Annotated in this window: 20 protein-coding genes; 19 read left to right on the top strand and 1 reads right to left on the bottom strand. The window is 46.4% G+C overall.

Annotated features, from left to right (window positions below; all coding sequences use genetic code 11):
• Positions 1–114 precede the first annotated feature (114 nt).
• The 18 genes from MHI38_RS11755 to MHI38_RS11670 all read left to right on the top strand — a co-directional run bounded on the left by MHI38_RS11755 (position 115) and on the right by MHI38_RS11670 (position 24,292).
• Positions 115–1,461 (top strand): GH1 family beta-glucosidase, encoded by a 1,347-nt coding sequence (locus MHI38_RS11755; protein ID WP_154891744.1) that lies wholly within the window; start codon positions 115–117, stop codon positions 1,459–1,461.
• A gap of 222 nt (positions 1,462–1,683) precedes the next feature.
• Positions 1,684–2,013 (top strand): transposase, encoded by a 330-nt coding sequence (locus tag MHI38_RS11750; protein WP_308723560.1) that lies wholly within the window; start codon positions 1,684–1,686, stop codon positions 2,011–2,013.
• Complete coding sequence (locus MHI38_RS11745) at positions 2,010–2,924, top strand: IS3 family transposase (RefSeq protein ID WP_341181917.1); 915 nt, start codon at positions 2,010–2,012, stop codon at positions 2,922–2,924. The genes MHI38_RS11750 and MHI38_RS11745 overlap by 4 nt, the downstream gene beginning before the upstream one ends.
• Before the next feature lie 488 nt (positions 2,925–3,412).
• On the top strand, positions 3,413–3,676 hold the full coding sequence (locus MHI38_RS11740; protein WP_090924956.1) for a hypothetical protein: 264 nt from the start codon (positions 3,413–3,415) through the stop codon (positions 3,674–3,676).
• A gap of 322 nt (positions 3,677–3,998) precedes the next feature.
• The gene (gene cyoA, locus MHI38_RS11735) at positions 3,999–4,970 is read left to right on the top strand and encodes a ubiquinol oxidase subunit II (protein ID WP_154891743.1); all 972 of its coding nucleotides are present in this window, start codon (positions 3,999–4,001) and stop codon (positions 4,968–4,970) included.
• Positions 4,971–4,991: 21 nt separating this feature from the next.
• The gene (locus MHI38_RS11730) at positions 4,992–6,962 is read left to right on the top strand and encodes a cbb3-type cytochrome c oxidase subunit I (RefSeq protein WP_090924958.1); all 1,971 of its coding nucleotides are present in this window, start codon (positions 4,992–4,994) and stop codon (positions 6,960–6,962) included.
• Positions 6,963–7,583 carry a cytochrome o ubiquinol oxidase subunit III gene (gene cyoC / locus MHI38_RS11725; protein ID WP_154891742.1) on the top strand — a complete coding sequence of 207 codons (621 nt, stop codon included), beginning with the start codon at positions 6,963–6,965 and terminating at the stop codon, positions 7,581–7,583.
• Entirely contained in the window at positions 7,584–7,913 is a 330-nt protein-coding gene (gene cyoD / locus MHI38_RS11720; RefSeq protein ID WP_090924960.1) for a cytochrome o ubiquinol oxidase subunit IV, read from the top strand. It abuts the gene before it with no gap.
• Positions 7,914–8,249: 336 nt separating this feature from the next.
• Complete coding sequence (locus tag MHI38_RS11715; protein ID WP_341181270.1) at positions 8,250–14,030, top strand: fibronectin type III domain-containing protein; 5,781 nt, start codon at positions 8,250–8,252, stop codon at positions 14,028–14,030.
• A gap of 318 nt (positions 14,031–14,348) precedes the next feature.
• On the top strand, positions 14,349–15,188 hold the full coding sequence (kduI, locus tag MHI38_RS11710; protein ID WP_090924443.1) for a 5-dehydro-4-deoxy-D-glucuronate isomerase: 840 nt from the start codon (positions 14,349–14,351) through the stop codon (positions 15,186–15,188).
• Between the two features lie 23 nt (positions 15,189–15,211).
• Positions 15,212–15,970 (top strand): DeoR/GlpR family DNA-binding transcription regulator, encoded by a 759-nt coding sequence (locus MHI38_RS11705; RefSeq protein ID WP_145334811.1) that lies wholly within the window; start codon positions 15,212–15,214, stop codon positions 15,968–15,970.
• A gap of 80 nt (positions 15,971–16,050) precedes the next feature.
• A complete protein-coding gene (gene kduD, locus MHI38_RS11700; RefSeq protein WP_090924445.1) occupies positions 16,051–16,803 on the top strand; it encodes a 2-dehydro-3-deoxy-D-gluconate 5-dehydrogenase KduD in 753 nt (250 codons plus the stop codon).
• A 40-nt stretch (positions 16,804–16,843) separates the two neighbouring features.
• Positions 16,844–17,692, top strand: a complete 849-nt coding sequence (locus tag MHI38_RS11695) for a TIM barrel protein (protein WP_154891740.1) — start codon at positions 16,844–16,846, stop codon at positions 17,690–17,692.
• Between the two features lie 246 nt (positions 17,693–17,938).
• Positions 17,939–19,246 (top strand): homocysteine synthase, encoded by a 1,308-nt coding sequence (locus MHI38_RS11690; protein WP_154891739.1) that lies wholly within the window; start codon positions 17,939–17,941, stop codon positions 19,244–19,246.
• Between the two features lie 209 nt (positions 19,247–19,455).
• Complete coding sequence (locus MHI38_RS11685; RefSeq protein WP_308723560.1) at positions 19,456–19,785, top strand: transposase; 330 nt, start codon at positions 19,456–19,458, stop codon at positions 19,783–19,785.
• Positions 19,782–20,696 (top strand): IS3 family transposase, encoded by a 915-nt coding sequence (locus tag MHI38_RS11680; RefSeq protein ID WP_341181917.1) that lies wholly within the window; start codon positions 19,782–19,784, stop codon positions 20,694–20,696. Before MHI38_RS11685 ends, MHI38_RS11680 begins: the two co-directional genes overlap by 4 nt.
• 570 nt (positions 20,697–21,266) lie before the next feature.
• A complete protein-coding gene (locus MHI38_RS11675) occupies positions 21,267–23,342 on the top strand; it encodes a heavy metal translocating P-type ATPase (protein ID WP_308723213.1) in 2,076 nt (691 codons plus the stop codon).
• A 140-nt stretch (positions 23,343–23,482) separates the two neighbouring features.
• Positions 23,483–24,292 (top strand): alpha/beta fold hydrolase, encoded by an 810-nt coding sequence (locus MHI38_RS11670; protein WP_154960170.1) that lies wholly within the window; start codon positions 23,483–23,485, stop codon positions 24,290–24,292.
• A gap of 143 nt (positions 24,293–24,435) precedes the next feature.
• Here MHI38_RS11670 and MHI38_RS11665 read toward each other — a convergent pair whose 3' ends face one another.
• Positions 24,436–25,167 carry a ZIP family metal transporter gene (locus MHI38_RS11665; RefSeq protein ID WP_090924449.1) on the bottom strand — a complete coding sequence of 244 codons (732 nt, stop codon included), beginning with the start codon at positions 25,165–25,167 and terminating at the stop codon, positions 24,436–24,438.
• Between the two features lie 257 nt (positions 25,168–25,424).
• Here MHI38_RS11665 and trxB point away from each other — a divergent pair, with 257 nt between their 5' ends.
• The gene (gene trxB, locus MHI38_RS11660; RefSeq protein ID WP_090924450.1) at positions 25,425–26,366 is read left to right on the top strand and encodes a thioredoxin-disulfide reductase; all 942 of its coding nucleotides are present in this window, start codon (positions 25,425–25,427) and stop codon (positions 26,364–26,366) included.
• Positions 26,367–26,401 lie beyond the last annotated feature (35 nt).

Here is a 26,401-nt window from a genome sequence, read left to right as displayed (position 1 = left end):
AGAAAAAAATAGGTAATAAGCGAGATGGAATCATGCCTTACATGAACGACCCTATTACTAATGAATGACGTGGGAAGCACGATCCGTACGTCATCTGAAATGGAGGAGTTAATTATGACGATTTTTCAATTTCCGCAAGATTTCCGCTGGGGGACCGCAACCGCATCCTATCAGATTGAGGGGGCTGCACAAGAGGGAGGGCGTGGAGTATCCATCTGGGATACATTCGCACGTACTCCTGGTAAAGTGTTTAACGGTGATAATGGTGATGTTGCGTGTGACAGTTACCACCGTTATGAAGAAGATATTGCACTGATGAAAAAGCTTGGCATTAACACGTATCGTTTCTCTATTGCGTGGCCACGCATTATTCCAGATGGGGATGGAGAGATCAACCGTGAAGGTCTGGATTTCTATCATCGTTTTGTAGATACTCTGTTAGATGCTGGTATTGAACCGTTCCTTACACTGTACCACTGGGATTTACCACAGACGCTGGAGGATGACGGAGGCTGGGGAAACCGTAGAACGGTGAATGCATTTGTAAAATATGCTGAAGTGATCTTCAAAGAATTTTCAGGCAAGATCAACTTCTGGTTAACCTTCAATGAACCATGGTGTATTGCCTTCCTGTCCAATATGCTTGGCATTCATGCGCCGGGTAATAAAGATGTGCAAACGGCTATTAATGTGGCTCATGGTCTGCTCGTGGCACACGGCAAAGCTGTACAGTCTTTCCGCCGTATGGGCATTACGGGTCAGATCGGTATCGCTCCGAATGTATGCTGGGCTGAGCCTTATAGTAAGTCTGCTGAGGATCAGGCAGCGTGTGACCGCTCTATCGCGCTGAATACAGACTGGTTCCTTGATCCAATCTATAAAGGCTCCTATCCTCAGTTTCTGGTGGACTGGTTTGCAGAAGCAGGAGCAACTGTACCGATTCAAGATGGAGATATGGAAATTATCTCAGAGCCGATTGACTTGCTTGGCATTAACTACTATACGATGGGCATTAACCGTCATAATCCCGAAGCGGGTGTGCTTCAGTCGGAAGAAATGAACATGGGATTAATTAAAACAGACATCGGCTGGCCTGTAGAATCGCGTGGCTTGTATGAGTTCATGCATTACCTGCAAAAGTACGGTAACGTGGATGTGTATATTACAGAGAATGGTGCATGTATTAACGACGATTTGGAGAACGGCAAAATTAACGATGATCGCCGCATTTCGTATTATGAACAGCATTTGGCTCAGATCCACCGCATCATCAATGACGGCATCAACCTGAAAGGGTATATGGCCTGGTCACTGATGGATAATTATGAATGGGCTGAAGGTTACCGGATGCGCTTTGGTTTGGTGCATGTTGATTTTCGTTCACTTGTGAGAACGCCTAAGGAGAGCTTTTACTGGTATCAGAACGTGATCAAAAATAATTGGCTTGAGATCCGGAATTAAACTTTGAACGAATGTCTCTTTAACAAAAATTATTTTTTCTACTATTATATAGGCGGTTCTGTCGGACTTCTAAGGCAGACCGTCTTTTTCTTATTCTAACGATCTCCACAAAGCTTATTTCAACAAAAACAGAAGAAACAAGCCCATTTCTTTAAAGCCCCCTAATCCAATTGGACACTCAAAGCTACCTCAGATACACTAAATGAAATGAGGAGAGTGTTCATGAAAAGACGATTTAGATGCCCAGTTGAGGCGAAAAAGGAGTATGTCGTAGAGGTGCTTTCTGGCCTCCGGACAGAGGTCGTGGCACGAAAGTACGGCATGTCTCCTAAAACGCTGACGACTTGGGTTCGTCAATACGAAGATGAGGTGGGGGAACTGGTGGCTAAAAAACAAAAAGAAACACAACAAATACAGCAAGATGTAGCCAACTATCAAGAATTACAGGAGAAATACAATGAAGCTTTGAAACTTCTTGGCGCAAAAGAATTAGAAAACCAGATTCTTAAGGATCTCGTTAAAAAAAAGTATCCCGACTACAAACCGCGATAGGTTGGATTGAGCGAGGATATCCTGTCCGTACGGTGCTCCGGATCTGCGATGTTCCTCGCTCAACATATTATTATCACTTGAAACACCCTGAACGCCAGCAACCCATAAGTAGCGGACGAAAAATCCCTGGATACTCTTACAACCAGCAAGGGAATCGTATTTCGGACACTCGGATTGTCGGGTTTCTTCGTCGTTTGATTCAAGGGCCAAATGCAGCGTTTGGCTACCGAAAACTAACCGTGTTGTTACGCCGAAAGTACAATCTGGTAATTAACAAAAAGAAAGTATATCGGCTCTGTAAGTCTCTCAGTATCCTTCTCCCTCAGCGCGAACAAATCCATACCGTACCGAGAAAAGTAGCTAATAACCGAACGGTAGATGGGCCTAACCAATTGTGGCAGATGGATATCAAGTACGGTTATGTTGCGGGGAAACGCCGGCACTTTTTCCTCGCAAGTATTATTGATGTTTTTGATCGTCGAATCGTCGCTCACCATCGCGGTAAAGCCTGCGACACGCAGAGCATCCTGCATACGCTCCGGCAGGCTATGGTAACGCGACGTATCCCTAAGACCGAGCCAAAGCTCGTGATTCGTACCGATAACGGCCCTCAGTTTATAAGCAAAGCGTTTTATAACTTCTGTGAAGAAGCAGGTTTAGAGCATGAGCGGACACCCGTTCGAACACCGAATAAAAATGCTTTTATTGAATCGTTTCATAGTGTTCTGGAACGTGAGTGTTACCAGCGACATTGTTTCGAAAGCTACGAAGAAGCCTTTTCCGAGGTAGACCGTTATATCCGTTATTACAACAAAGACCGTATTCACGGCAGTCTACACGACTGGTCGCCGACAGATTACCTGCGCCTGGTCAACGAAGGAACCATAGAGCCCAAATCCATTGCATTATGATGCGTCAATCTGAGAAAAAGCTAGCTAGTGTCCAATATTAAGGGGTTGAACCGATTTTAGCGCCAAACAACTCAAATAAGCTCTCCTGTGATCGTTAGAAAATAAAAAGGTGTGATATACCCTAAATAGCGTCTCTGGTGATCGTTAGAAAAACGAGTCGTCCCAGCATCTTAACATTCCCAATCTAACTTCCTCTTCGTTTAATTAAAAGAACAGAGCCAGATAATCGTTAAGCATCTCTATTGTCACAAGTAAAATTGAAATTTCTTAATTGTTCATAAGGGTTAACTAAGTTTCTGTTATAAATGGATTGTTTTTGGGTTATAAGAAGTATAGCGATGGCGATAATGAGTTTGTCAATACGATTAAAAGAAATAAAGTGTCCAAAATGAGAAAAAAATTTGAACATTTCTTGACTAAAATTCATACTGATGTGGTATATTGGTATTAGGAAAGCACTTACAAAAAGGGAAAAGGAAGTGTTTACTATGGCATCTAAAACAGCAATGGTCAGCCAATTAGAGCGTAAAGATAAAAATATGCGTCGCGCAGTTTTAACGATGACAGTTCTGGCATGGGTTGCGCTCATCACTGGAGTGGTACTGTGCCTGATCAACTTGAATGATTTTAATGATCGCAATTTAGGATTAATGGTCGGCATTGGCTTTCTTGTAGGTAGCGTATTTATCTACGTCATTGCTAAATCGATTGGTCTAGTTCATACACGGCATGAAGATGAAGGTGCAGATTAATTATAATCTTGCGTAATATCGTCCATAATAAGACTGGAGTATTCCTCGGAAATCCAGTCAATAAAGCCCTTTGCGGATACGTTGACAATCGTTCAACGGGACTGCAAAGGGTTTTATTTTGTGACCTGGAGTGTAAAGATTACAATGTACAAATATCAACCGATCAAGCGATTTGTGAGAAAAAATTCACACATTTGGGGTGTAAAATCGACAAATTTGTTAACATGAACAAAAAAGTCGTTCGTTTCTGATATCTTTAGTAGGAAGAGAGTAGTATACTGATTTTTTAGTATTAGCGAATATTTAAGGAGAGGGGATCAAAATGAACAAGAAACCTAGGTCGCTTATCCGGATTATTATTCCGGTTGTCCTGACGTTGGTTACAATTGCGTTGATTGTCTGGCCAATGCTGGCAGGCGGGCAGTATGTTGTTCTGGATCCGAAGGGGCCTATTGGCGCCGCACAGAAAGATTTGATTATTATTTCAACTCTTTTGTGTGCTGTTGTCATCGTCCCTGTGTTGATTATGTCCGCTGTAATCGTTTGGCGTTACCGCGACAAACCAGAAAACAAGAATGAGTACAAGCCAAACTGGGCTCATAGTACAAAGGCTGAAGTCATCTGGTGGACAATTCCGATTGTTATCATCGGACTTTTGGCCATCGTTACTGTGCGCTACACCTATGATTTGGAGCCTTCCAAACCACTGGCACATGAGAAAGAGCCCATTACGATTCAGGTATCTTCACTGGATTGGAAATGGTTGTTCCTCTATCCTGAGCAGGGCATTGCAACAGTTAACACACTGAATATTCCTGCAGACCGGCCTGTGAAATTTGAGCTCACTGCGGATTCACCGATGAACTCGTTCTGGATTCCGCAACTGGGTGGACAGATTTACACGATGTCAGGAATGGCAATGACCTTGTACCTGCAAGCTGACCATGAAGGTCAATATTGGGGTTCAGGAGCCAACTTCACTGGTGAACACTTTGGAGAGATGCGTTTTGATGTTAATGCAACGTCGGATGAAGAATTCGATAAATGGGTAGCTGAAGTGAAGCAACAATCCCAGCCAATGACTCAAGAAACGTATGACACACTGGCTAAGCCAGGAACAAGCAATGTTGCGTATTATTCTGCATTCCCTGAAGGACTGTTCCAGAAAATCGTAACTAAATATGTTGTTGACGGTAAAAGTGCTCACAGCAAGCATGAAGGTTCGAGCTCGAACGAGTCTGCTGCTGGAGATAAATCCTTGTCTGTACCGAAATTAAATACAAGTACGAACTAAAGATTCGAAAGGAGGCCCCCAATGTTAGAGAGATTAAAGGAGTTTGCATCGGAGTTTTTCGTTACCGGTGACCCGCTGATCTATGGAGCAGACGTGGCGATCGGAATTACGATGATTACCATCGTAACGGTGCTGACTTATTTCAAAAAATGGGGCTGGCTCTGGCGTAACTGGTTAACTACTGTCGATCACAAAAAGATCGGTATTATGTATATCATTGCTTCCATTATCATGTTGTTCCGTGGTGGTGTGGATGCATTGATGATGCGTCTGCAGCTGGCTATGCCTAATATGGATTTCTTACATCCAGAACACTATAATCAGGTCTTCACAACACATGGTACGATCATGATCCTGTTCATGGCGATGCCATTTATGTTCGGTTTGTTTAACGTTATTGTGCCGTTACAGATCGGAGCGAGGGACGTTGCATTCCCGTTCCTGAACGCACTAAGCTTCTGGTTATTCTTCCTGGGCGCAATGCTGTTCAACCTGTCCTTCGTCATCGGTGGTTCACCGGATGCAGGATGGCTGAGTTACCCGCCTCTATCGGAGCTGTCACACAGTCCAGGGGTAGGACAGAACTTCTATATATGGGGTATCCAGATATCGGGTATCGGTTCCCTGGCAACCGGTATCAACTTTATGGTTACCATCATTAAAATGCGTGCGCCAGGCATGAAATGGATGAAACTGCCGATGTTCACATGGTCGGTATTCTCCACTTGTATCATTATCTTGTTTGCATTCCCGATCTTGACTGTGACGCTTGCATTGCTCTTCCTCGACAGGTTTGCCGGGGCGCATTTCTTCACACTTGATCTGGGCGGCAACCCAATGATGTATATCAACTTGATCTGGATGTGGGGTCACCCTGAGGTATACATTGTCGTCTTGCCGGCATTTGGTGTGTTCTCCGAGATTGTAAGTACATTCTCGAAGAAAAAACTGTTTGGTTACAAATCGATGGTATTCGCGATGCTGATCATCAGCTTCCTGTCCTTCTTCACTTGGGCGCATCACTTCTTCACGATGGGTTCCGGAGCGGACGTTAATGCATTCTTCGCGGTTACAACGATGTTGATTGCCATTCCAACAGGGGTTAAGATATTTAACTGGCTGTTTACGATGTATAAAGGAAGGATACGCATGGCCACTCCGATGATGTGGACACTTGCCTTTATCCCGTGCTTTATCGTCGGGGGTATGACAGGGGTTCTGTTATCCGTTGCTCCTGCTGACTTCCAGTTCCACAACAGTTACTTCCTGATTGCCCACTTCCACCAAGTATTGATCGGTGGCGTTGTCTTCGGATACTTCGCAGGTCTGTACTACTGGTGGCCAAAAATGTTCGGTTTCCAATTGGAAGAGAAACTGGGCAAATGGGCATTCTGGACTTGGAATATTGGTTTCTATGTGTGCTTCATGCCGCAGTATGCTGTCGGTCTGATGGGTATGACTCGTCGTCTGAGCACTTACGGTTGGGATACCGGCTGGTGGGAACTGAACTTCGTATCCACAATCGGGGCATTCCTGATGGGTGTTGGATTCTTGTTCCAAGTTGCACAAATTGCAGACGGTATTCGCAAATACAAAACACTCAAAGCTTCTGGCGATCCATGGGATGGTCGTACGCTCGAGTGGTCGATTCCTTCACCAGCACCAGAATACAACTTCGCTGTTACACCGCGCGGAGATGATGTGGATGAGTGGTGGGAAGAGAAAGAACGTCGTGCGAAAGGCATTCATCCGCCTGAGCCTGTATATGAGCCAATTCATATGCCGAAAAATTCCTCGATTCCGTTCATTATGTCTGTCTTCTGGTTCGTTGCTGGTTTCGGCTTCGTCTTTGGATGGCTGTGGATGGCAATCCTCGGACTCGCTGGCGTGGGTATCTGCATGATTGCTCGTTCCTTCTCTTACGATACGGATTATTACATTCCGGTCGATGAAATCAAGCGTACCGAAGCGTCGTTAAGGGGGTCGGTATAGATGGCTCAAGCAGCCGCTAAACACGGTGAGAATCATGCACACGGTCATGACCATGGCCACCATGATCCACAGGAAATGAAAATTCTCGGATTCTGGTTCTTCCTGATTTCCGACGTTATCCTGTTCTCCGTATTGTTCGCAACCTTCATTGTGTTGCGTGACAATACGGCGGGCGGACCAATTTTGTCTGAACTGATCAAAATGCCTGGTGTTATTGCTGAAACCTTCTTGTTGCTCACAAGTTCATTTACGAGCGGACTTGCGGTTCTGGCAATGAACCAGGGTAAAGTGAAACAACTGATTAACTGGTTGATCGTTACAGCCGTTCTGGGTGCGGGCTTTATCGCGCTGGAAATAACTGAGTTCGTTGAGATGATTCACGAAGGATTCAGCTACACAACAAGTGCAGCATCCGGCGCGTTCTTTACCCTCGTGGGTACTCACGGACTTCACGTATCGCTCGGTCTGATCTGGATGATTGGCCTGATGTTCCAACTGAAAAAACGGGGTATTACCGATGTCACTCGCGGTAAAATCAACGTAATCAGCTTGTACTGGCACTTCTTGGACGTTGTATGGATCTTCCTCCTGACCATCGTCTATCTGATGGGGGTGATGTAGATGGCACAGCACAACGCACATGATTCTCATGGCCATGAACAACATGGTTCCCTGAAGTCTTATGTCATCGGCTTCATACTGTCCATCGTTCTGACCATCATTCCTCTGGTAGTGGTGCTGAACGACATGATGGGCAAAACAGGAACGATGATTGTTATTCTGGGAACTGCGGCACTGCAGTTTGTCGTTCAACTCTTCTTCTTCATGCATATCCGTGAAACAGAGAAACCTCGCTGGAACGTGATGGCTCTCATTTTCGGATTGCTGATGATGTTGACTATCGTTATTGGTTCGATCTGGATCATGCTGAACAACGCAGTTGCACATTAATAGTCTTTAACGAGAACCTTCTTGTCTGAATTTTCAGACAGGAAGGTTCTTTTTTTTCAATTAGGTCTGATGGCGGTATGGTTACAAACCGATATAGACTTTATAGGGATGATTTGTGGGAGGGGCTGGGGTGAAACTTTAAATTTAGGATTCTAAAATCAGTGATGTAATCTCGATCAAAATAAGATTTGTAATAACTCTTGCATAATCTACGGTTCAATAAAAAGGAGAATAGCGATGAAAAAGGCTACAGCTGAAAAAATCGGGATGCAAAGACATTTATCCCATCCAACAAAAAATGCAAAGAGCTACCTTAATAAGGTGTTCTCTTCTTTCATGGCAATTGTACTTTTCGTTAGTTTGCATTCATTTCCTGTATCGGCTGCTTCAGGGATTACAAGCAATTCATATCCTGAATTTAATGGCATACCATCGGCAGTGGCCAAAGCCTCGAATGGGGATATGTATCTCGCATATCCTCAAATGGGAACTGTTCAAGGTGGAAGCCAGGGTACTAAGGATTTTAAAATTTATAAATGGACTTCGGCGAGTAATTCTTTTTCACTAGAAACAAGTGTCAACGCAGCGGTTGGACTGAATCAACTTGATGTCTATTATGGGGAATTAAAGATGGCATTTGACACCAACGGCACATTACATGTTGCTTTTATAAAAACGGGTTCTTTCCATGATTTGAATTGGTATTCCTATTCCAAAGGAGTATATTACGGCACATACAATACAAACAACAATTCTTGGTCAAGTGAATTTTCGGAAATAGAGACACAGGGTCTTCCTACACAACTGAGTGCAGACCGCTACTTTTATAATTCGTTGCAACTTCAAGTGAATTCATCGGGTGACGCTACTATTGCCTATGTCAAAAACTCAAACCTAGATCCAAAAAATTACCACATTAAGATTAATACTGGCTCGAATGCAAATACCACTTGGTCTGAGACCGTATTGAATACAGGGGATAATGTTAGGTTTAATAGTCTCTTGAATGATAACCACGGAAACTTTAGTGTTGTTTATTCTATTGATAATGCGACTAGAGGTCCCGATATCTATGTATCCAGCGCCCCCTTTGCCACTTCCACTAAAGTACTAACGGGAGATGATATCTATTATTCTTATTACGGATCCGCAATAGATTCATCGGATCACATTCATGTTCTCTATGGGGATGCAGGATTTAAAGTTGTATCTAATACCGGAAACGGGGGTTCATGGGAAACAACAGTAATTGATAATGTCGACTACGTCGCAACTTCAAACGATTCTCCTCAAGCGGTGAGCCGCTTGGTTATCGATGCGAATGATAATATGTTTGTCCTTGCAGTTTCCATTGATCCATCAAATTATGCGGCTACCTCTTATTATTATTATGGAAAATTCGCTGGAAGTAATATTTGGATGAAAGGGAAGAATGATATTCCCGAATTAAGCAATATGATAGGCAAGAATTTGGACTGGTTGCATCCTTTTGTTCCGTCAACCGGGAATCTGATGTTGCAGTACTTTGAAAAGGACACAACTAAAGCAAGTTATGTTTATGGAAAACAAACCGACTTTTTTGCTTCTTCCAGCTCAAGCAACGATGCAAGTTTGAGCAGTGTATTGGGGCAAAACATTACAACAGGAGCGGAAGCGGGTACAACGTCAGCTCCGAAGACTGCAACCATCGAGGTAAGTAATGGAGTATCATCTGTATCGGCCGGGGATATCGTCAAGCACGACGCAGGTGCAATGGTGACTTTCTACGGAACAGACAGTACTTTCGTGACGCCTGATGTCGGCACTGTAAACCTTACATTGGGTTCAGGAACAGATGTATACATCAAAGTGGTTGCGGCAGACAATACAACCTTGTACTACAAGATTAGTATCAACAGGATGGCACCGATTTCTAATTTTGCGAATACGGCGAAAACGAGTACAAGTGCAAGCTTTAGCTGGACAGCAGCGAGCGGAGCAACTGGAATTGTGATTGAACAATCCCCTGCGGGCGCGAACACGTGGACTACAGCGTCTACAAGCGGAGCCCTTGCGACCAACGACACAAGTGGCACGGTAACAGGATTGAACCCGGCTACATCGTATGACTTCCGTCTTGTGGTCACTGGTGGTACGAACGCTGGCACATCGAACGTGGTTTCGAACATCACGACGGACAATGCACCGAGCGTACCGCTCACCGATTTTGCGAGTACAGCGAAAACGAGTACAAGTGCAAGCTTTAGCTGGACAGCAGCCAGTGGAGCAACCGGAATCATGATTGAACAATCCCCAGCGGGCATGAATACATGGACAACGGCACAAACAAGTGGAACGATTGCGACCAACGCCACAAGTGCAACCGTAACAGGTTTGAACCCAGCCACATCGTATGACTTCCGCCTCGTGGTCACTGGCGGTACGAATGCCGGCACATCGAATGTGGTCTCGAACATCACGACGGACAATGCACCGAGCTTGCCGCTCACGGACTTCGCCAATACGGCGAAAACGAGTACAAGTGCAAGCTTTAGCTGGACAGCAGCTAGCGGAGCAACCGGGATCGTGATTGAACAATCCCCAGCGGGCATGAATACATGGACAACGGCACAAACAAGTGGAACGATTGCGACCAACGCCACAAGTGCAACCGTAACAGGTTTGAACCCAGCCACATCGTATGACTTCCGTCTTGTGGTCACTGGCGGTACGAATGAGGGCACATCAAACGTGGTCTCGAACATCACGACAGATAATGCACCAAGCGTGCCGCTGACCGACTTTGCGAATACGGCGAAGACGAGTACAACCGGAAGCTTTAGCTGGACAGCAGTCAGCGGAGCAACCGGAATCGTGATCGAACAATCCCCAGCAGGTGCGAATACATGGACTACGGCATCTACAAGCGGAGCCCTTGCGTCCAATGCCGCAAGTGCAACCGTAACAGGATTGAACCCAGCCACATCGTATGACTTCCGTCTTGTGGTCACTGGCGGTACGAATGAGGGCACATCAAACGTGGTCTCGAACATCACGACAGATAATGCACCAAGCGTGCCGCTGACCGACTTTGCGAATACGGCGAAAACGAGTACAAGTGCAAGCTTTAGCTGGACAGCAGCGAGCGGAGCAACTGGAATCGTGATCGAACAATCTCCAGCGGGCACGAATACATGGACTACAGCGTCTACAAGTGGAGCCCTTGCGACCAACGCCACAAGTGGCACGGTAACAGGATTGAACCCGGCAACATCGTATGACTTCCGACTTGTGGTTACTGGTGGTGGGAATGCCGGTACATCGAACGTGGTTTCGAACATCACGACGGATAATGCACCAAGCGTGCCGCTGATCGACTTTGCGAATACGGCGAAGACAAGTACAACGGCAAGCTTTAGCTGGACAGCAGCCAGCGGGGCAACCGGAATCGTGATTGAACAATCTCCAGCGGGCACGGATACGTGGACAACATCGTCCACAAGCGGAGCCCTTGCGGCCAATGCCACAAGTGGCACGGTAACAGGATTGAACCCGGCTACATCGTATGACTTCCGTCTTGTGGTCACTGGTGGTACGAACGCTGGCACATCGAACGTGGTTTCGAACATCACGACAGATAATGCACCGAGCATGCCACTCACCGACTTTGCGAATACGGCGAAGACGAGTACAAGTGCAAGTTTTAGCTGGACAGCAGCCAGCGGAGCAACCGGAATTGTGATTGAACAATCCCCAGCAGGTGCGAACACGTGGACTACAACGTCTACAAGCGGAGCCCTTGCGACCAATGCCACAAGTGGCACGGTAATAGGATTAAACCCGGCCACATCGTATGACTTCCGACTCGTGGTCACTGGTGGTACGAACGCTGGCACATCGAACATGGTTTCGAACATCACGACGGACAATGCATCGAGCGTGCCGCTCACGGACTTCTCCAATACGGCGAAAACGAGTACAAGCGCAAGTTTTAGCTGGACAGCAGCCAGCGGAGCAACCGGAATCGTGATCGAACAATCGCCAGCAGGTGCGAACACATGGACAACATCGTCCACAAGCGGGGCCCTTGCGGCCAATGCCACAAGTGGCGCGGTAATAGGATTAAACCCGGCCACATCGTATGACTTCCGACTCGTGGTCACTGGCGGTGCGAATGCGGGCACATCAAACATTGTCTCGAGTGTGACGACGGATAATGCACCGAGCGTGCCGCTCACGGACTTTGCGAGTACGGCGAAAACGAGTACAACGGCAAGCTTTAGCTGGACAGAAGCCAGCGGAGCAACCGGAATCGTGATCGAACAATCAGCTGCTGGTGCGAATATATGGACTACAGCGTTTACAAGCGGAGCCCTTGCGACCAACGCCACAAGTGCCACGGTAACAGGGTTGAACCCAGCCACATCGTATGATTTCCGACTTGTGGTCACTGGCGGTATGAATGCAGGCACATCGAATGTGGTCTCGAACATCACGACAGATAATGCACCGAGCGTGCCACTCACCGACTTTGCGAATACGGCGAAGACGAGTACAAGTGCAAGCTTTAGCTGGACAGCAGCGAGCGGAGCAACAGGGCTGGTGATCGAACAATCGCCAGCGGGCACGAACACGTGGACAACGGCCTCTACAAGCGGAGCCCTTGCGTCCAATGCCACAAGTGCAACCGTAACAGGATTGAACCCGGCAACGTCATATAATTTCCGCCTCGTAGTCGCTGGCGGCGCGAATGCCGGTACATCGAACGTTGTCTCGAACATCACGACGGATAATGCACCGAACGTGCCTAACAACCCTAACGTACCAAGTTCGCCGACTAGTTCGATAAATAGCAGTTCTGGTAGCATCGCTCCTTCAAGCGGCACTACTGGAGTAGACATTCTTGTTAACGGGAAAGTGGAGAGTGCGGGTACAGCCACGACATCGCAACGCAACAATCAAAGCGTGACCACGATATCCGTCGACCAGAACAAGCTGGACAACAAGCTTGCATCGGAAGGTTCAGGAGCCGTAGTGACTTTACCGGTTAATACGAAATCGGATATTGTGATTGGTGAATTGAACGGTCAGATGATTAAAAATCTGGAAAACTATAGTGCAACATTGGAGATTAGAACAGCCCGAGCAACATATACCTTGCCAGCTCAACAAATAAATATTAATGCCCTATCCGCCCAATTGGGTAAAGAGTTGAACCTGCAAGACATCAAAGTTCGCATTGAAATTGCCGCTCCAATAACGGATATGATGCAAGTGGTAGACCAAGCGGCAGGGAAGATTGGGCTCACGCTCGTTGCTCCACCGACGGATTTCAAGATTAGCGCAACATATGGAAGTACGACCATTGACGTATCAAAATTTAACGCATATGTTGAAAGAAGCGTTGCTCTTCCGAACGGTATTGATCCGAATAAGATCACAACAGGCTTGGTGATAGAGCCGGATGGATCGGTAAGGCATGTACCAACCAAAGTGATTTTCAAGGAGGGAATGTATTACGCTCAGATCAACAGTTTAACAAACAGCACTTATAGCGTTGTCTGGCACCCACTAGAATTCAGTGATGTTGCAAAGCACTGGGCTAAAGAAGCTGTGAACGATATGGGTTCCCGAATGATTGTCAACGGTATCGGCAATGAACAGTTCAATCCCGACCAAGATATTACACGCGCCGAATTCGCAGCCAGCGTTGTTCGAGGACTGGGGCTTAAACTTGAGAACGAGACTACGCTTTTCTCGGACGTTAAGTCTTCCGATTGGTACAGCAGTGTAATTAGTACGGCTTATGCATACGAATTGCTTGATGGCTATCCAGATGGTACCTTCCGTCCGATGGATAAGATTACACGTGAACAGGCAATGGTGATCCTTTCCAAGGCAATGACTCTGACCAGATTGAAGGAAAAGCAGCCTGTACAATCGACAGATGGAATACTTCATTCATTCCAAGATGCGGCTAGTGTCTCTCAGTGGGCACAAAGTAGCGTTATGGAAAGTGTTCAAGCAGGCATCATATCTGGCAGAAGTGCCACAGCACTTGTACCTAAGGCTTATATTACAAGAGCTGAGGTAGCCACGATTATCCGGAAGCTTCTTCAAAAGTCCGAATTGATCTAATGTAAATACAGTTCTATTCATCAAGTGATCTAAAAAAAGAGAGTTGACTAAAAAAGGGTGATCTCTGCATCTTGCAGAAATCATCTTTTTTTCGTAGTGAGTTTTATTGTTACTGGAGTCACAAGTTTTACTAGAAATAGCCAACACAATTCAGTGATTTGGTTGAATCATAAAAATAAGGGTACACAAATGATAGGAAATGAACTAAAATGAACTCATATGAACTTTAATAAACATAGTGAACTTCATTGAATGCCACAAAGCAACAATGAGTTCAACTCTAAACTTAATTCACATGACGAAAGGAATGGATTACAAATGGAAAACCGTTATGCAGCACACCCGAATGAAGTAAAAACGTATGATACAGCTCGTTTGCGTGAGGAATTCCTTATGGAGCAATTGTTTGCCAAAGACGAACTGGTGACTGTGTACTCCCATGTGGATCGTTACATTGTCGGAACAGCGGTTACACAAAGCAAGGACATCACTCTTGAAGTAAACCTGAAAGATATCGGAACAGACTTCTTCCTGGAGCGCCGTGAAATCGGTATCATCAACGTGGGTGGACAAGGTACAGTAACAGCGGACGGAGAAGTGTATGAGATTGGAGCCAAAGAATGCCTCTACATCGGTAAGGGCGTTAAGGAAGTGGTATTCAAGAGCAATGGCACAGAGCAGGCGGCTCAGTTCTACTTTGTTTCTACACCGGCTCACCATACCTATCCAACGGTAAAAGCAACTCAAGAGCAAGCACAGCCGAACCACCTCGGCAGCATCGAAACCTCCAACGAACGTACTATCTACCGTTACATTCACCAAGGTGAGGGCGGGATCAAGAGCTGTCAGCTCGTTATGGGTATCACAGAGTTGAACAAAGGTAACATGTGGAACACGATGCCGGCACATACGCATAACCGCCGCTCCGAAGTGTACCTGTACTGGAACCTGCCTGAAGATGGCGTTGTATTCCATATGATGGGCGAGCCAACGGAAACGCGTCATCTCGTTGTACGTGATCGTCAGGCGATCATCTCTCCAAGCTGGTCTATTCACAGCGGTGTGGGCACAAGCAATTACACTTTTTGCTGGGCAATGGCTGGAGAAAACCAAACGTTCGAAGACATGGACGGCGTAGCGATGAAGGATCTGAAATAAGAAAGAAATAGGAAGTTGATTAGATGAATCCATTGAAACGACATGAAAAGATCATGGAGGCTCTGCTAGAACGCCAGGAGGTCACGGTTAGTGACCTGAGCGAACTGTTGCAGGTGACTGGCAAAACGGTGCGAGAGGATCTCGATAAGCTGGAGAGTATGGGATTGCTCGTGCGTGTACACGGCGGAGCTATGCTGGCTCAGAATGACCAATATGGGATTCTGAACAGCCGCGGGGCACTGGAGAAACACCAGTCCGAGAAAACCGAGATTGCCGAACGAGCACTTGCTTATATTAAGCCTGGGGATATTGTAGCACTGGATGGTGGCAGCACCACGCTAGAGATGGCCAAGCGGCTCGATAACCAGCCGCTGACGGTGATCACAAGTGATTTATACATCATTGCAGAGCTGACGAAAAAGGAACAGGTGCGACTGGTCGTTCCTGGTGGAGCGCGTGTGCGTAATATGCTGGTGGGTGAAGATACGGCGGCATTTATTTCCGGTCTGAACATTCACAAAGCCTTCATTTCAACAACGGCGCTTCATCCTGAATTTGGCTTGTCCATCTATACAGGCGATCTGGTTCCTCTGAAGAAAGCAATGATTGCTGCTGCACAGCAGGTATTTGGCGTAGTGGATCATTACAAATTCGGGCAATTCGCACTCCGTACCTTCGCACAGTGCTCTGAACTGGATTATATTATCAGTGACCGGAATCTGGACGAAGAGACAGCGGCTTTATACAGGCAGAGTGGTGTCAACGTGGATTACACAAGTTAACTTCATGTATTTTTAACGGAATGAAATAACGAACGATACAGTTGTAATTTGCATATCAAAGACATGTGGAGGAAATGTTCATGAACCCATTTGATTTAAGCGGACAAGTTGCAATGGTGACAGGTACTTCAGGAGGACTCGGGCAAGGGATGGCAGTTGGCCTCGCTGAAGCGGGGGCAGATGTGGTGCTGGTATCTTACTCCAAACCGGCGGAGACGGCAAGTGCAATTGAAGCACTGGGACGTAAAGCATATATCATCGAAGCTGATCTAAGCAAAGAAGAAGAACTGTCAGCTGTGTTTGAAAAAGCGCTCGCTTTCCAAGGCAGAATTGATATTCTCGTCAACAATGCCGGCATTATTCGCCGTACTCCGGCAGCGGATCACGCACATCAGGATTGGCATGATGTCATCGCGTTGAACCTGAACAGTGTATTTTTCCTGAGCCAGCTGGCGGGGAGACATATGATTGAACGTGGAAGCGGCAAAATCATTAACATTGCATCGATGCTTTCCTACCAAGGTGGCATTAATGTTCCAGGATACACGGCTAGTAAACACGGCGTTGCCGGGTTGACGAAAGCCCTGGCTAATGAATGGGCTGGCAAAGGCATTCAGATTAATGGTATCGCTCCAGGTTACATGGAAACGGATAATACAACTCAAATTCGTGCGGACGAGAACCGTTACCGCGATATCACGGCACGTATTCCAGCAGGTCGCTGGGGAACACCTGAGGACTTGAAAGGTCCAGTGGTGTTCCTGGCTTCTGCTGCATCGGATTATTTGAATGGTCACGTACTGAATGTAGACGGCGGTTGGATGGCGCGTTAATCCGTCATCTGAGATCCGTTTTGCAGAAGGAGGCAATGAGATGAAACTTGGTGTTCTGGCCCATACGTTTGGTAAACGGCCTACAGCTGACCTGGCGCAAATCATTGCGGACAACGGATTCAACTCCGTGCAACTGGCTCTTGCTAAAGCATTGTCGGACATGGATTCAGCGAACGGCAAATTGAGTCCTGGATTCGCTAATGAGGTAGGAGAACAATTTGCTAGCCGCGGGGTGAAAATTGCCGTTCTAGGCTGTTACATCAACCCGATTGATCCTGATCCTGTAAGCCGTCGAGCAGACATTAACCGGTTCAAGGAACATCTGCGTTATGCCCGGGATTTTGGGTGCAGTATGGTGGCAACAGAAACAGGAGAACGAACGACTTATAAGGATTCTCATCCAGACACATATGATGAAAAGTCATGGAGTGTTCTGAAAGATACGCTGGAGGAAATCACGGAGGAAGCTGAAAAATGGGGTGTACATGCTGCCATTGAACCCGTGGCGACCCATACGCTTCATACCCATGAACATATGACCCGGTTGTTTGAAGAGATTCCGTCATCCAATCTGGGCATGTTGTTTGATCCGTGCAATCTGATTAAACAGCATCATACAGCAGATCAAGGAGCTTTTCTGCGTGAAGTAATGGAGAAGCTGTATGAGAAGATGATCGTGATTCATGCGAAAGATGTAGCTTTCAATGCACAGGGTGAGAAGTATAATCCTGTCCCTGGTGGGGGCATTCTGGATTATCCGTTGTTCTTCGAATTGCTCAAGACGTATAAACCACACATTGATATCTCGCTGGAAGGTGTGAATGCAGAAGAGGCTGTGCCTGCTGCCAAGCATCTGCGAGCGGTATGGGACGCTGTGAAGGTAAGATGAGGTAGAAGAAGTTCTAACGATGAATGAACTGAAAAACCTTTGCCATGGCAAAGGTTTTTTTAGTACAGCAGGATCATATTTTACATATTAACATTTCTTATCGGAAAGATCGGAAATAACTCTTTTCAAAACCGACATCTTGTGAGAGAATATGGAAAACATAAGCCGCCATGATGAGACATCAAGAAGCCAGCAATTGAGATCAGGATGCACCAGAGTGCATATATCAAGGGAGGATTCAGTATTATGTCAAACGAACGTGAGCTTTCATTTGAAACATTAGCTATTCATGCAGGTCAAGAGATTGACCCAACAACCCAATCTAGAGCTGTGCCTTTGTATCAGACAACATCTTATGGATTCCGTGATACGGAGCATGCTGCTAATCTGTTTGGTTTGAAAGAGTTTGGCAACATCTATACGCGTCTGATGAATCCAACAACGGATGTATTTGAACAGCGGATTGCTGCTCTGGAAGGTGGAGCAGGCGCATTGGCTACGGCTTCGGGTCAGGCAGCTATTACGTTCTCTTTGCTGAACATTGCCGGTGCTGGAGACGAGATCGTGTCCTCGGCAAGTCTGTATGGCGGTACGTATAACCTCTTCTCTACAACGTTGCCGAAATTGGGCCTTGATGTGAAATTTGTAGATTCCAGTGATCCGGAGAACTTCCGAGCGGCGATTACGGAGAAAACAAAAGCATTGTACGCTGAAACGATTGGTAACCCGAAGGGGAATGTACTTGATATTGAAGCCGTGGCAGCAATTGCCCATGAACATGGCATTCCTTTGATCGTGGATAATACGTTCCCAAGCCCGTATTTGCTTCGTCCAATTGAACATGGAGCGGACATTGTCGTTCACTCGGCAACCAAGTTCATTGGTGGGCATGGTACATCCATCGGTGGTGTCATCGTGGACAGTGGTAAATTCGACTGGAAAGCAAGCGGGAAATTCCCAGGATTGACTGAACCGGACCCAAGTTATAACGGGGTTGTATACACAGAAGCGGTTGGCCCGATTGCTTATATTATTAAAGCACGTGTACAGTTGTTACGTGACTTGGGAGCGTCCATTTCACCATTTAACTCCTGGCTGTTGGTACAAGGTTTGGAGACGTTGCATCTTCGCGTGGAACGTCATAGTAGCAATGCGCTGGCAGTTGCAGAGTATCTGGAGAAACATGAGGATGTCCTGTGGGTGAGCTATGCAGGTCTGCCAAGTCATCCATCTTATGAACTTGCACAGAAATATCTGCCAAGAGGGCAAGGTGCCATCCTGACGTTTGGCATTAAAGGCGGTGTAGAGGCAGGGCGTAAATTGATCGAAAGCGTGAAACTGTTCTCCCACCTTGCTAACGTAGGTGACTCCAAGTCATTGATCATCCATCCGGCAAGCACAACCCATGCTCAATTGACGGAAGAAGAACAAACAGCAGCTGGCGTAAATCCGGAATTGATTCGTCTGTCCATTGGTACGGAGAACATTCAGGATATCATTTATGATCTGGAGCAGGCGATTAAAGCGAGCCAAGGTGCAAGTGTAGGCGCGTAAAAGTAAGTTACAATTGTAGGTGTATCAAAGTATGTCGTACTTGAAAGGTCAAAGCCACGTTCAGCGGGCTTTGGCCTTTTTGTATGGAGAGTTCTTTGTGGCAAAAGCTTTATGGTAGGTACATAACGAACGAGTACTTTAAAGCCCCCTAATCCAATTGGACACTCAAAGCTACCTCAGATACACTAAATGAAATGAGGAGAGTGTTCATGAAAAGACGATTTAGATGCCCAGTTGAGGCGAAAAAGGAGTATGTCGTAGAGGTGCTTTCTGGCCTCCGGACAGAGGTCGTGGCACGAAAGTACGGCATGTCTCCTAAAACGCTGACGACTTGGGTTCGTCAATACGAAGATGAGGTGGGGGAACTGGTGGCTAAAAAACAAAAAGAAACACAACAAATACAGCAAGATGTAGCCAACTATCAAGAATTACAGGAGAAATACAATGAAGCTTTGAAACTTCTTGGCGCAAAAGAATTAGAAAACCAGATTCTTAAGGATCTCGTTAAAAAAAAGTATCCCGACTACAAACCGCGATAGGTTGGATTGAGCGAGGATATCCTGTCCGTACGGTGCTCCGGATCTGCGATGTTCCTCGCTCAACATATTATTATCACTTGAAACACCCTGAACGCCAGCAACCCATAAGTAGCGGACGAAAAATCCCTGGATACTCTTACAACCAGCAAGGGAATCGTATTTCGGACACTCGGATTGTCGGGTTTCTTCGTCGTTTGATTCAAGGGCCAAATGCAGCGTTTGGCTACCGAAAACTAACCGTGTTGTTACGCCGAAAGTACAATCTGGTAATTAACAAAAAGAAAGTATATCGGCTCTGTAAGTCTCTCAGTATCCTTCTCCCTCAGCGCGAACAAATCCATACCGTACCGAGAAAAGTAGCTAATAACCGAACGGTAGATGGGCCTAACCAATTGTGGCAGATGGATATCAAGTACGGTTATGTTGCGGGGAAACGCCGGCACTTTTTCCTCGCAAGTATTATTGATGTTTTTGATCGTCGAATCGTCGCTCACCATCGCGGTAAAGCCTGCGACACGCAGAGCATCCTGCATACGCTCCGGCAGGCTATGGTAACGCGACGTATCCCTAAGACCGAGCCAAAGCTCGTGATTCGTACCGATAACGGCCCTCAGTTTATAAGCAAAGCGTTTTATAACTTCTGTGAAGAAGCAGGTTTAGAGCATGAGCGGACACCCGTTCGAACACCGAATAAAAATGCTTTTATTGAATCGTTTCATAGTGTTCTGGAACGTGAGTGTTACCAGCGACATTGTTTCGAAAGCTACGAAGAAGCCTTTTCCGAGGTAGACCGTTATATCCGTTATTACAACAAAGACCGTATTCACGGCAGTCTACACGACTGGTCGCCGACAGATTACCTGCGCCTGGTCAACGAAGGAACCATAGAGCCCAAATCCATTGCATTATGATGCGTCAATCTGAGAAAAAGCTAGCTAGTGTCCAATATTAAGGGGTTGAACCGAGTATGCCTTTATCTTTAGGTCATTGGAACGAGGAGAATGAGGAGCTAGCGCTAACGATCTCCACGGAGTTTATTTGCCTTTTTTACCGAGATTTAAAATCTAACGATTAGCAGAGATGTTATTTATTCATTTTTCAGCATTTAGGGGCGAGAAATGGGCTAAATGCAATGAATAGCGTTCCTAGTGATCGTTAGCATTAAAAATGATGCTTTTTCGATGAAATAAGGTTTCTCATGATCGTTAGCCTGAAACACCCATTTACAAATCAACAGCATAGGCATATAATTGAGCTAAAGTTGTATTGAGTAAACATAATTGCATAAGCGCAAAAATGATTATCATTCTCACTGGATTACAGATCTATGAAAATGCCAAATCATCTCTAAACCATGCTGCTGCGGGATTCCCGCAGCAGCATGTGCCATTTTTAGGGCAATAACAATGGCTCTCATTCTCAATACAATTTGGGCAATGCAGTCAGATGAGAACAAAACCTCCGAAGGGAACGTGATTTATATGCAAGCGATACATCAACCTTTACAAGGGAAACAGCAAGCCAAGCAACAATCGGCCCATACTCCTGGACCCAAACGGGGCAAGAAAAAGAATTTTCGCGCGATGTTGCAGAACAAGGAGATGCAGGCAGCGCTGGGCAGTGGCATTATGATGCTGATTGCATGGGGGATAGCACCTTATTTTGCCACGATGTCTGTGATAATCTACATTGCCGCTTATGGGATTGGTGGCTGGACGAAGGCCAAAGAAGGTGTCGAAACTTTGGTTAAGGATCGTGATCTGGACGTTAACTTGCTAATGATTGCCGCATCACTTGGAGCGGCGACAATTGGTTATTGGAATGAAGGCGCGATGCTAATCTTTATTTTCGCCCTTAGTGGAGCATTGGAAAGCTACGCCACGGAGCGCAGTCACAAAGACATCTCATCCTTACTGGCACTTAAACCGGAGACGGCATTGCGGATCGAGGATGGACAAATGAATATCGTGGCGATTGAGGATTTGCAGCCAGGGGATCTGCTACTCGTGAAGCCAGGCGAGCTGATTCCTGCGGATGGAGTTGTTTATCGGGGAAGTTCTTTTATCAATCAATCGTCGATTACCGGGGAATCGATGCCAGTAGATAAGAGTGCAGGGGACGAAGTTTACGCTGGTACAGTGAATGGTGAGGGGGCGTTATATGTTGAAGTCACCAAGTCGGCCGAGGGCTCACTATTCGGAAAAATCATCAAGCTGGTGGAGGAAGCGCAAGCCGAGGTACCGGATTCGCAACGTTTTATGGAACGTTTTGAAGGTATCTATGCACGAATTGTTGTAGGTGTTACGCTTCTTGTTATTGTAGGAGCACCACTACTCTTGGGATGGACGTGGAATGAAGCTTTTTACAAAGCCATGGTCTTTCTTGTCGTGGCATCACCTTGTGCACTGGTGTCTTCCATCATGCCTGTGATGCTGTCCGCAATGTCCAGCAGCGCTCGCCGCGGGATTTTGTTCAAGGGAGGGGCACATATGGAGAATATTGCTCATACCCGAGTGGTCGCTTTTGACAAAACAGGCACGCTCACGATGGGAACTCCCAAAGTAACGGATATCCTAACTGCACCGAGCGTAAGCAGAGAGCAATTATTGTCCGCAGTGGCGTCTGTTGAAAATCTCTCGATGCATCCCCTTGCTCGGGCTATCGTGGAACAGGCGAGTAAAGAAAACTTACCTCTACAAGAGGCAGAGCATGTGCAGTCTATTACAGGACACGGCATTCAAGGAAGCATAAATGGCGTCGTGTGGAAGATTGGGCGGCTGGATGGAACAGTTTGGGCACAAGAGATACAAGAGAATCAGACGATGGAAGAGAGAGAAGCTACGGAAACGCTAGCTGTAACGCCAACTGGCGAATTTAAGAATGGCAAAGCTGTGGAGTCTATAGCCAATGATGTACTTGTAAACGGTGAAGCAGACTGGGAAGCGGTATGTACCCGACTGGAGCAGGAAGGCAAAACGATATCTGTTGTAACTGTCAATGGTGAGTTTGCGGGTTTGATTGCGATGCGGGATATGATCCGTCCACAGGCGGTTGAAGCTGTGAAGAAGCTGGAGAGCATGGGTGTCAAAGTAGCGATGTTAACTGGTGATCGTGCCCGTTCAGCTTCGGTCATTGCCGGTGAAACCGGGGTTAGTCTGGTCTATGCTGATCTGCTACCTGAAGATAAGGTCACACAGGTGCAAGCGCTCCGTGAGCAATATGGTCATGTGCTGATGGTTGGTGACGGGGTTAATGATGCGCCTGCGCTTGCGGCAGCAACGGTGGGGATGGGCATGGGGTTATCAGGCAGTGGGACAGCAATTGAAGTGGCCGATGCGGTGCTTATGAATGATAATATCGAAGAGATTGCTTGGGTAATCGGGCAAGCTCGGCGAGCCGAACGCACGGTGAAGCATAATATGTGGTTTGCCATTACAGTTATTTTAGCGTTAATCGCAGGTAACTTCTTACAAGATATTGCTTTGCCACTTGGAGTGGTTGGTCATGAAGGCAGTACCATTTTGGTGATTCTGAATGGACTTCGACTGTTGCGTTAAGTTGTGCTTTAACGCACAGTGCCCCAGCAGCTCCCGTTTGAACCTGTTGTCAGAGGGTAATAGTCGAAGAGACGATACAATGTAATGCAATGTATCTCACTGACGATAATTACTTTTAACGATAAAGGGAGCTGTGAACAATGGGCCGTTATGTACAAGTTGAACCGAATGTAAAAGTATATGTTGAAGATATTGGTGAAGGGACTCCGGTACTGTTTTTGCACGGCTGGCCTGTCAATTATAAAATGTTTGAATACCAATTGAATGTGCTACCGAACCACGGCATTCGTACCATTGCAATGGATTTCAGAGGTTATGGTTTATCCGATAAGCCGTCTACTGGATATGATTATGACCGCATGGCAGACGATGTTCGTGCTGTTATTGACGACCTGGGGCTGACAGATGCCATACTCGCTGGTTTCTCCATGGGTGGTGCTATCGCGGCACATTATATGGCGCGTCATCAGGGACACGGAGTATCGAAGCTGGCACTGCTGTCGGCGGCGGCACCTGTATTTACGCAACGTGAAGGTTATCCGTACGGTTTAACGCCGGATGAGCTGAATGAGCAGATTATTGAGCCGATCTTCACGGATCGTGCGAAGCTATTGGATACGTTCGGCGGAATGTTTTTTGCGAAGAAGCACAGCCAGCCTTTCATGCAATGGTTCCATGCACTAGGCATGGAAGCTTCGTCTTATGGTACGATTAACAGTGCGATGGCGTTGCGTGATGAGGATTTGCGCGGGGAATTGGAAACGATCCAGGTGCCTACAGCCATTTTCCACGGTAAAAAAGACGAAATCTGTCCGTTCGAATTCGCTGAAGAGATGCACAAAGCGATCCCTTCGGCTGAAATGGTTGTGTTTGAAGAGAGTGGACACGGTGCATTTTACGATGAGTTGGAAAAATTCAATGCTGAACTAATTCGATTTATTCAATCTTGATCGTTTAAATAAAAAGAAAATATAAATTGCTTTACAGATGATTTCAGCAATTTCAGTAATTTCATGGAATCTTCATTTGTGGCTAAAAAAAGAACCCGACTTCAGCATCCGCTGTGGTCCGGGTTCTTTTGCCTTTCACCCATCTAGAACAGTTCGGTTAGTCCGATCATCGTAATCAGACCAAACAGGAAGGAGATCGTAGCTGCGCGTGCATTGCCGTCACCATGACTCTCAGGGATGAGTTCTTTATAAACGATAAACATCATTGCACCTGCTGCGAACGCGAGACCGTAAGGCACCAGTCCGGCAACAAGACTACTGAGTGTATATCCGATCATGGCCGTTATAATCTCTACAGCCCCAGTCAATGTTGCAATGCCAAGTGCTTTAAAGCGACCGATGTTCTGATTGACGAGAAAGAGAGCGACCAGAAAGCCTTCCGGTGCATTTTGCAAACCGATAGAAAAGGCAATCAGGTTGCCTAAGTTTTCATCCGTACTTGCATAACTTACACCGACAGACAAGCCTTCCGGCAAGTTATGCATTGTGATGGCTGCGATAATCATGAAAGCTTTGCCTTCAATTTTGAAAGGCATCTTTTCAGGGTTTTCCAGATCTACGTGCGGAATACGCATCTCCAGCACCAGTAGAACCAGACTGCCGAGCATAATGCCAAAAGCAAGAACAAATAAATTAGATTGTCCCAGTGCTTCGGGAATGAGATTGTACACCGAGGCTGAAGTCATAATACCCGCTGCGTAAGCGAGCAGAATGTCGCGCAGACGATGTGATATTTTACGCATAAATAAGATCGGTACGGCCCCAAGTCCGGTAGACATGGCCGAAATAATACTGCCGAGTAGAGCGTCGTTCATGCTTCCATTTTCCCTCCTGATGAAGACTTCTTCATAATCGCTGCCGAGCATTGACACCGTACATAAAAGAGATCATAATGAACAACAGATTAGAATGATTATAAATTAGAATTCGGTTTCTGCATAGGTAAATCGTCATATTCGTAGGCAGTTCTTATGGACATGATGTGGGCTATCCGTTCTAGTGTATGCAAAGGCTCGCGCTTTTGATGCCGGAGAGCTTGATCTTTTTGCAGAACATGGGGGAGGAACTATACATGTATAAATCAATTATTATTGGAACAGGCCCTGCAGGGCTGACAGCAGCAATCTATCTGGCACGTGCCAACTTGAACCCACTCGTTATTGAAGGACCGCAACCGGGTGGACAACTTACAACAACGACAGAAGTGGAGAACTTCCCGGGTTTCCCTGATGGCATCATGGGCCCTGAACTGATGGACAACATGCGTAAACAAGCGGAGCGTTTTGGCGCAGAATTCCGTACGGGCTGGGTAAACAACATCGACATGAGCGAGCGTCCTTTCAAAATTCAAGTCGAAGGTATGGGCGAACTCGTATCCGAAACGTTGATTCTGTCTACAGGCGCATCTGCTAAATATTTGGGTATCCCAGGAGAAGAAACAAACGTGGGCCGCGGTGTCAGCACATGTGCGACATGTGACGGATTCTTCTTCCGTAATAAAGAAATTATCGTTATTGGCGGAGGCGATTCCGCACTGGAAGAAGCAAGCTTCCTGTCCCGTTTCGGTTCCAAAGTAACACTGGTGCACCGTCGTGAAGAACTGCGTGGCTCCAAAATCATGCAAGATCGTGCACGCAGCAACGAGAAAGTAGAAATGGCACTGAACCGCACACCACTTGAAGTGATTGCTGGCGACAACGGCGTAACTGGCCTCAAAGTGCTCAACAACGCAACTGGTGAAGAAGAAGTGATTCCGGCAAGCGGCGTATTTGTAGCGATTGGTCACACACCAAACACAGGTTTCTTGGGTGGTCAGATTACTACAGACGAGCATGGTTACATTTTGACAACTCCAGGTACTTCTGAAACAAACATCCCAGGCGTATTCGCATGTGGTGACGTTCAGGATACACGTTACAAACAAGCGATCACTGCTGCAGGTAGCGGATGTATGGCTGCAATGGACACCGAGAAATTCATTGAAAGCCTGGAGCACAGCGCAGTAGCGTTGTAATTCGGAAAGCCCGATGTTTAAATAGTGCTTCATTT

It is taken from the genome of Paenibacillus sp. FSL K6-1558 (genome assembly GCF_038002565.1).
Taxonomy (GTDB): Bacteria; Bacillota; Bacilli; order Paenibacillales; family Paenibacillaceae; genus Paenibacillus; species Paenibacillus polysaccharolyticus.
Note: the sequence above shows the minus strand (reverse complement) of the source record. Positions and strands in the feature narration are given on the sequence as shown.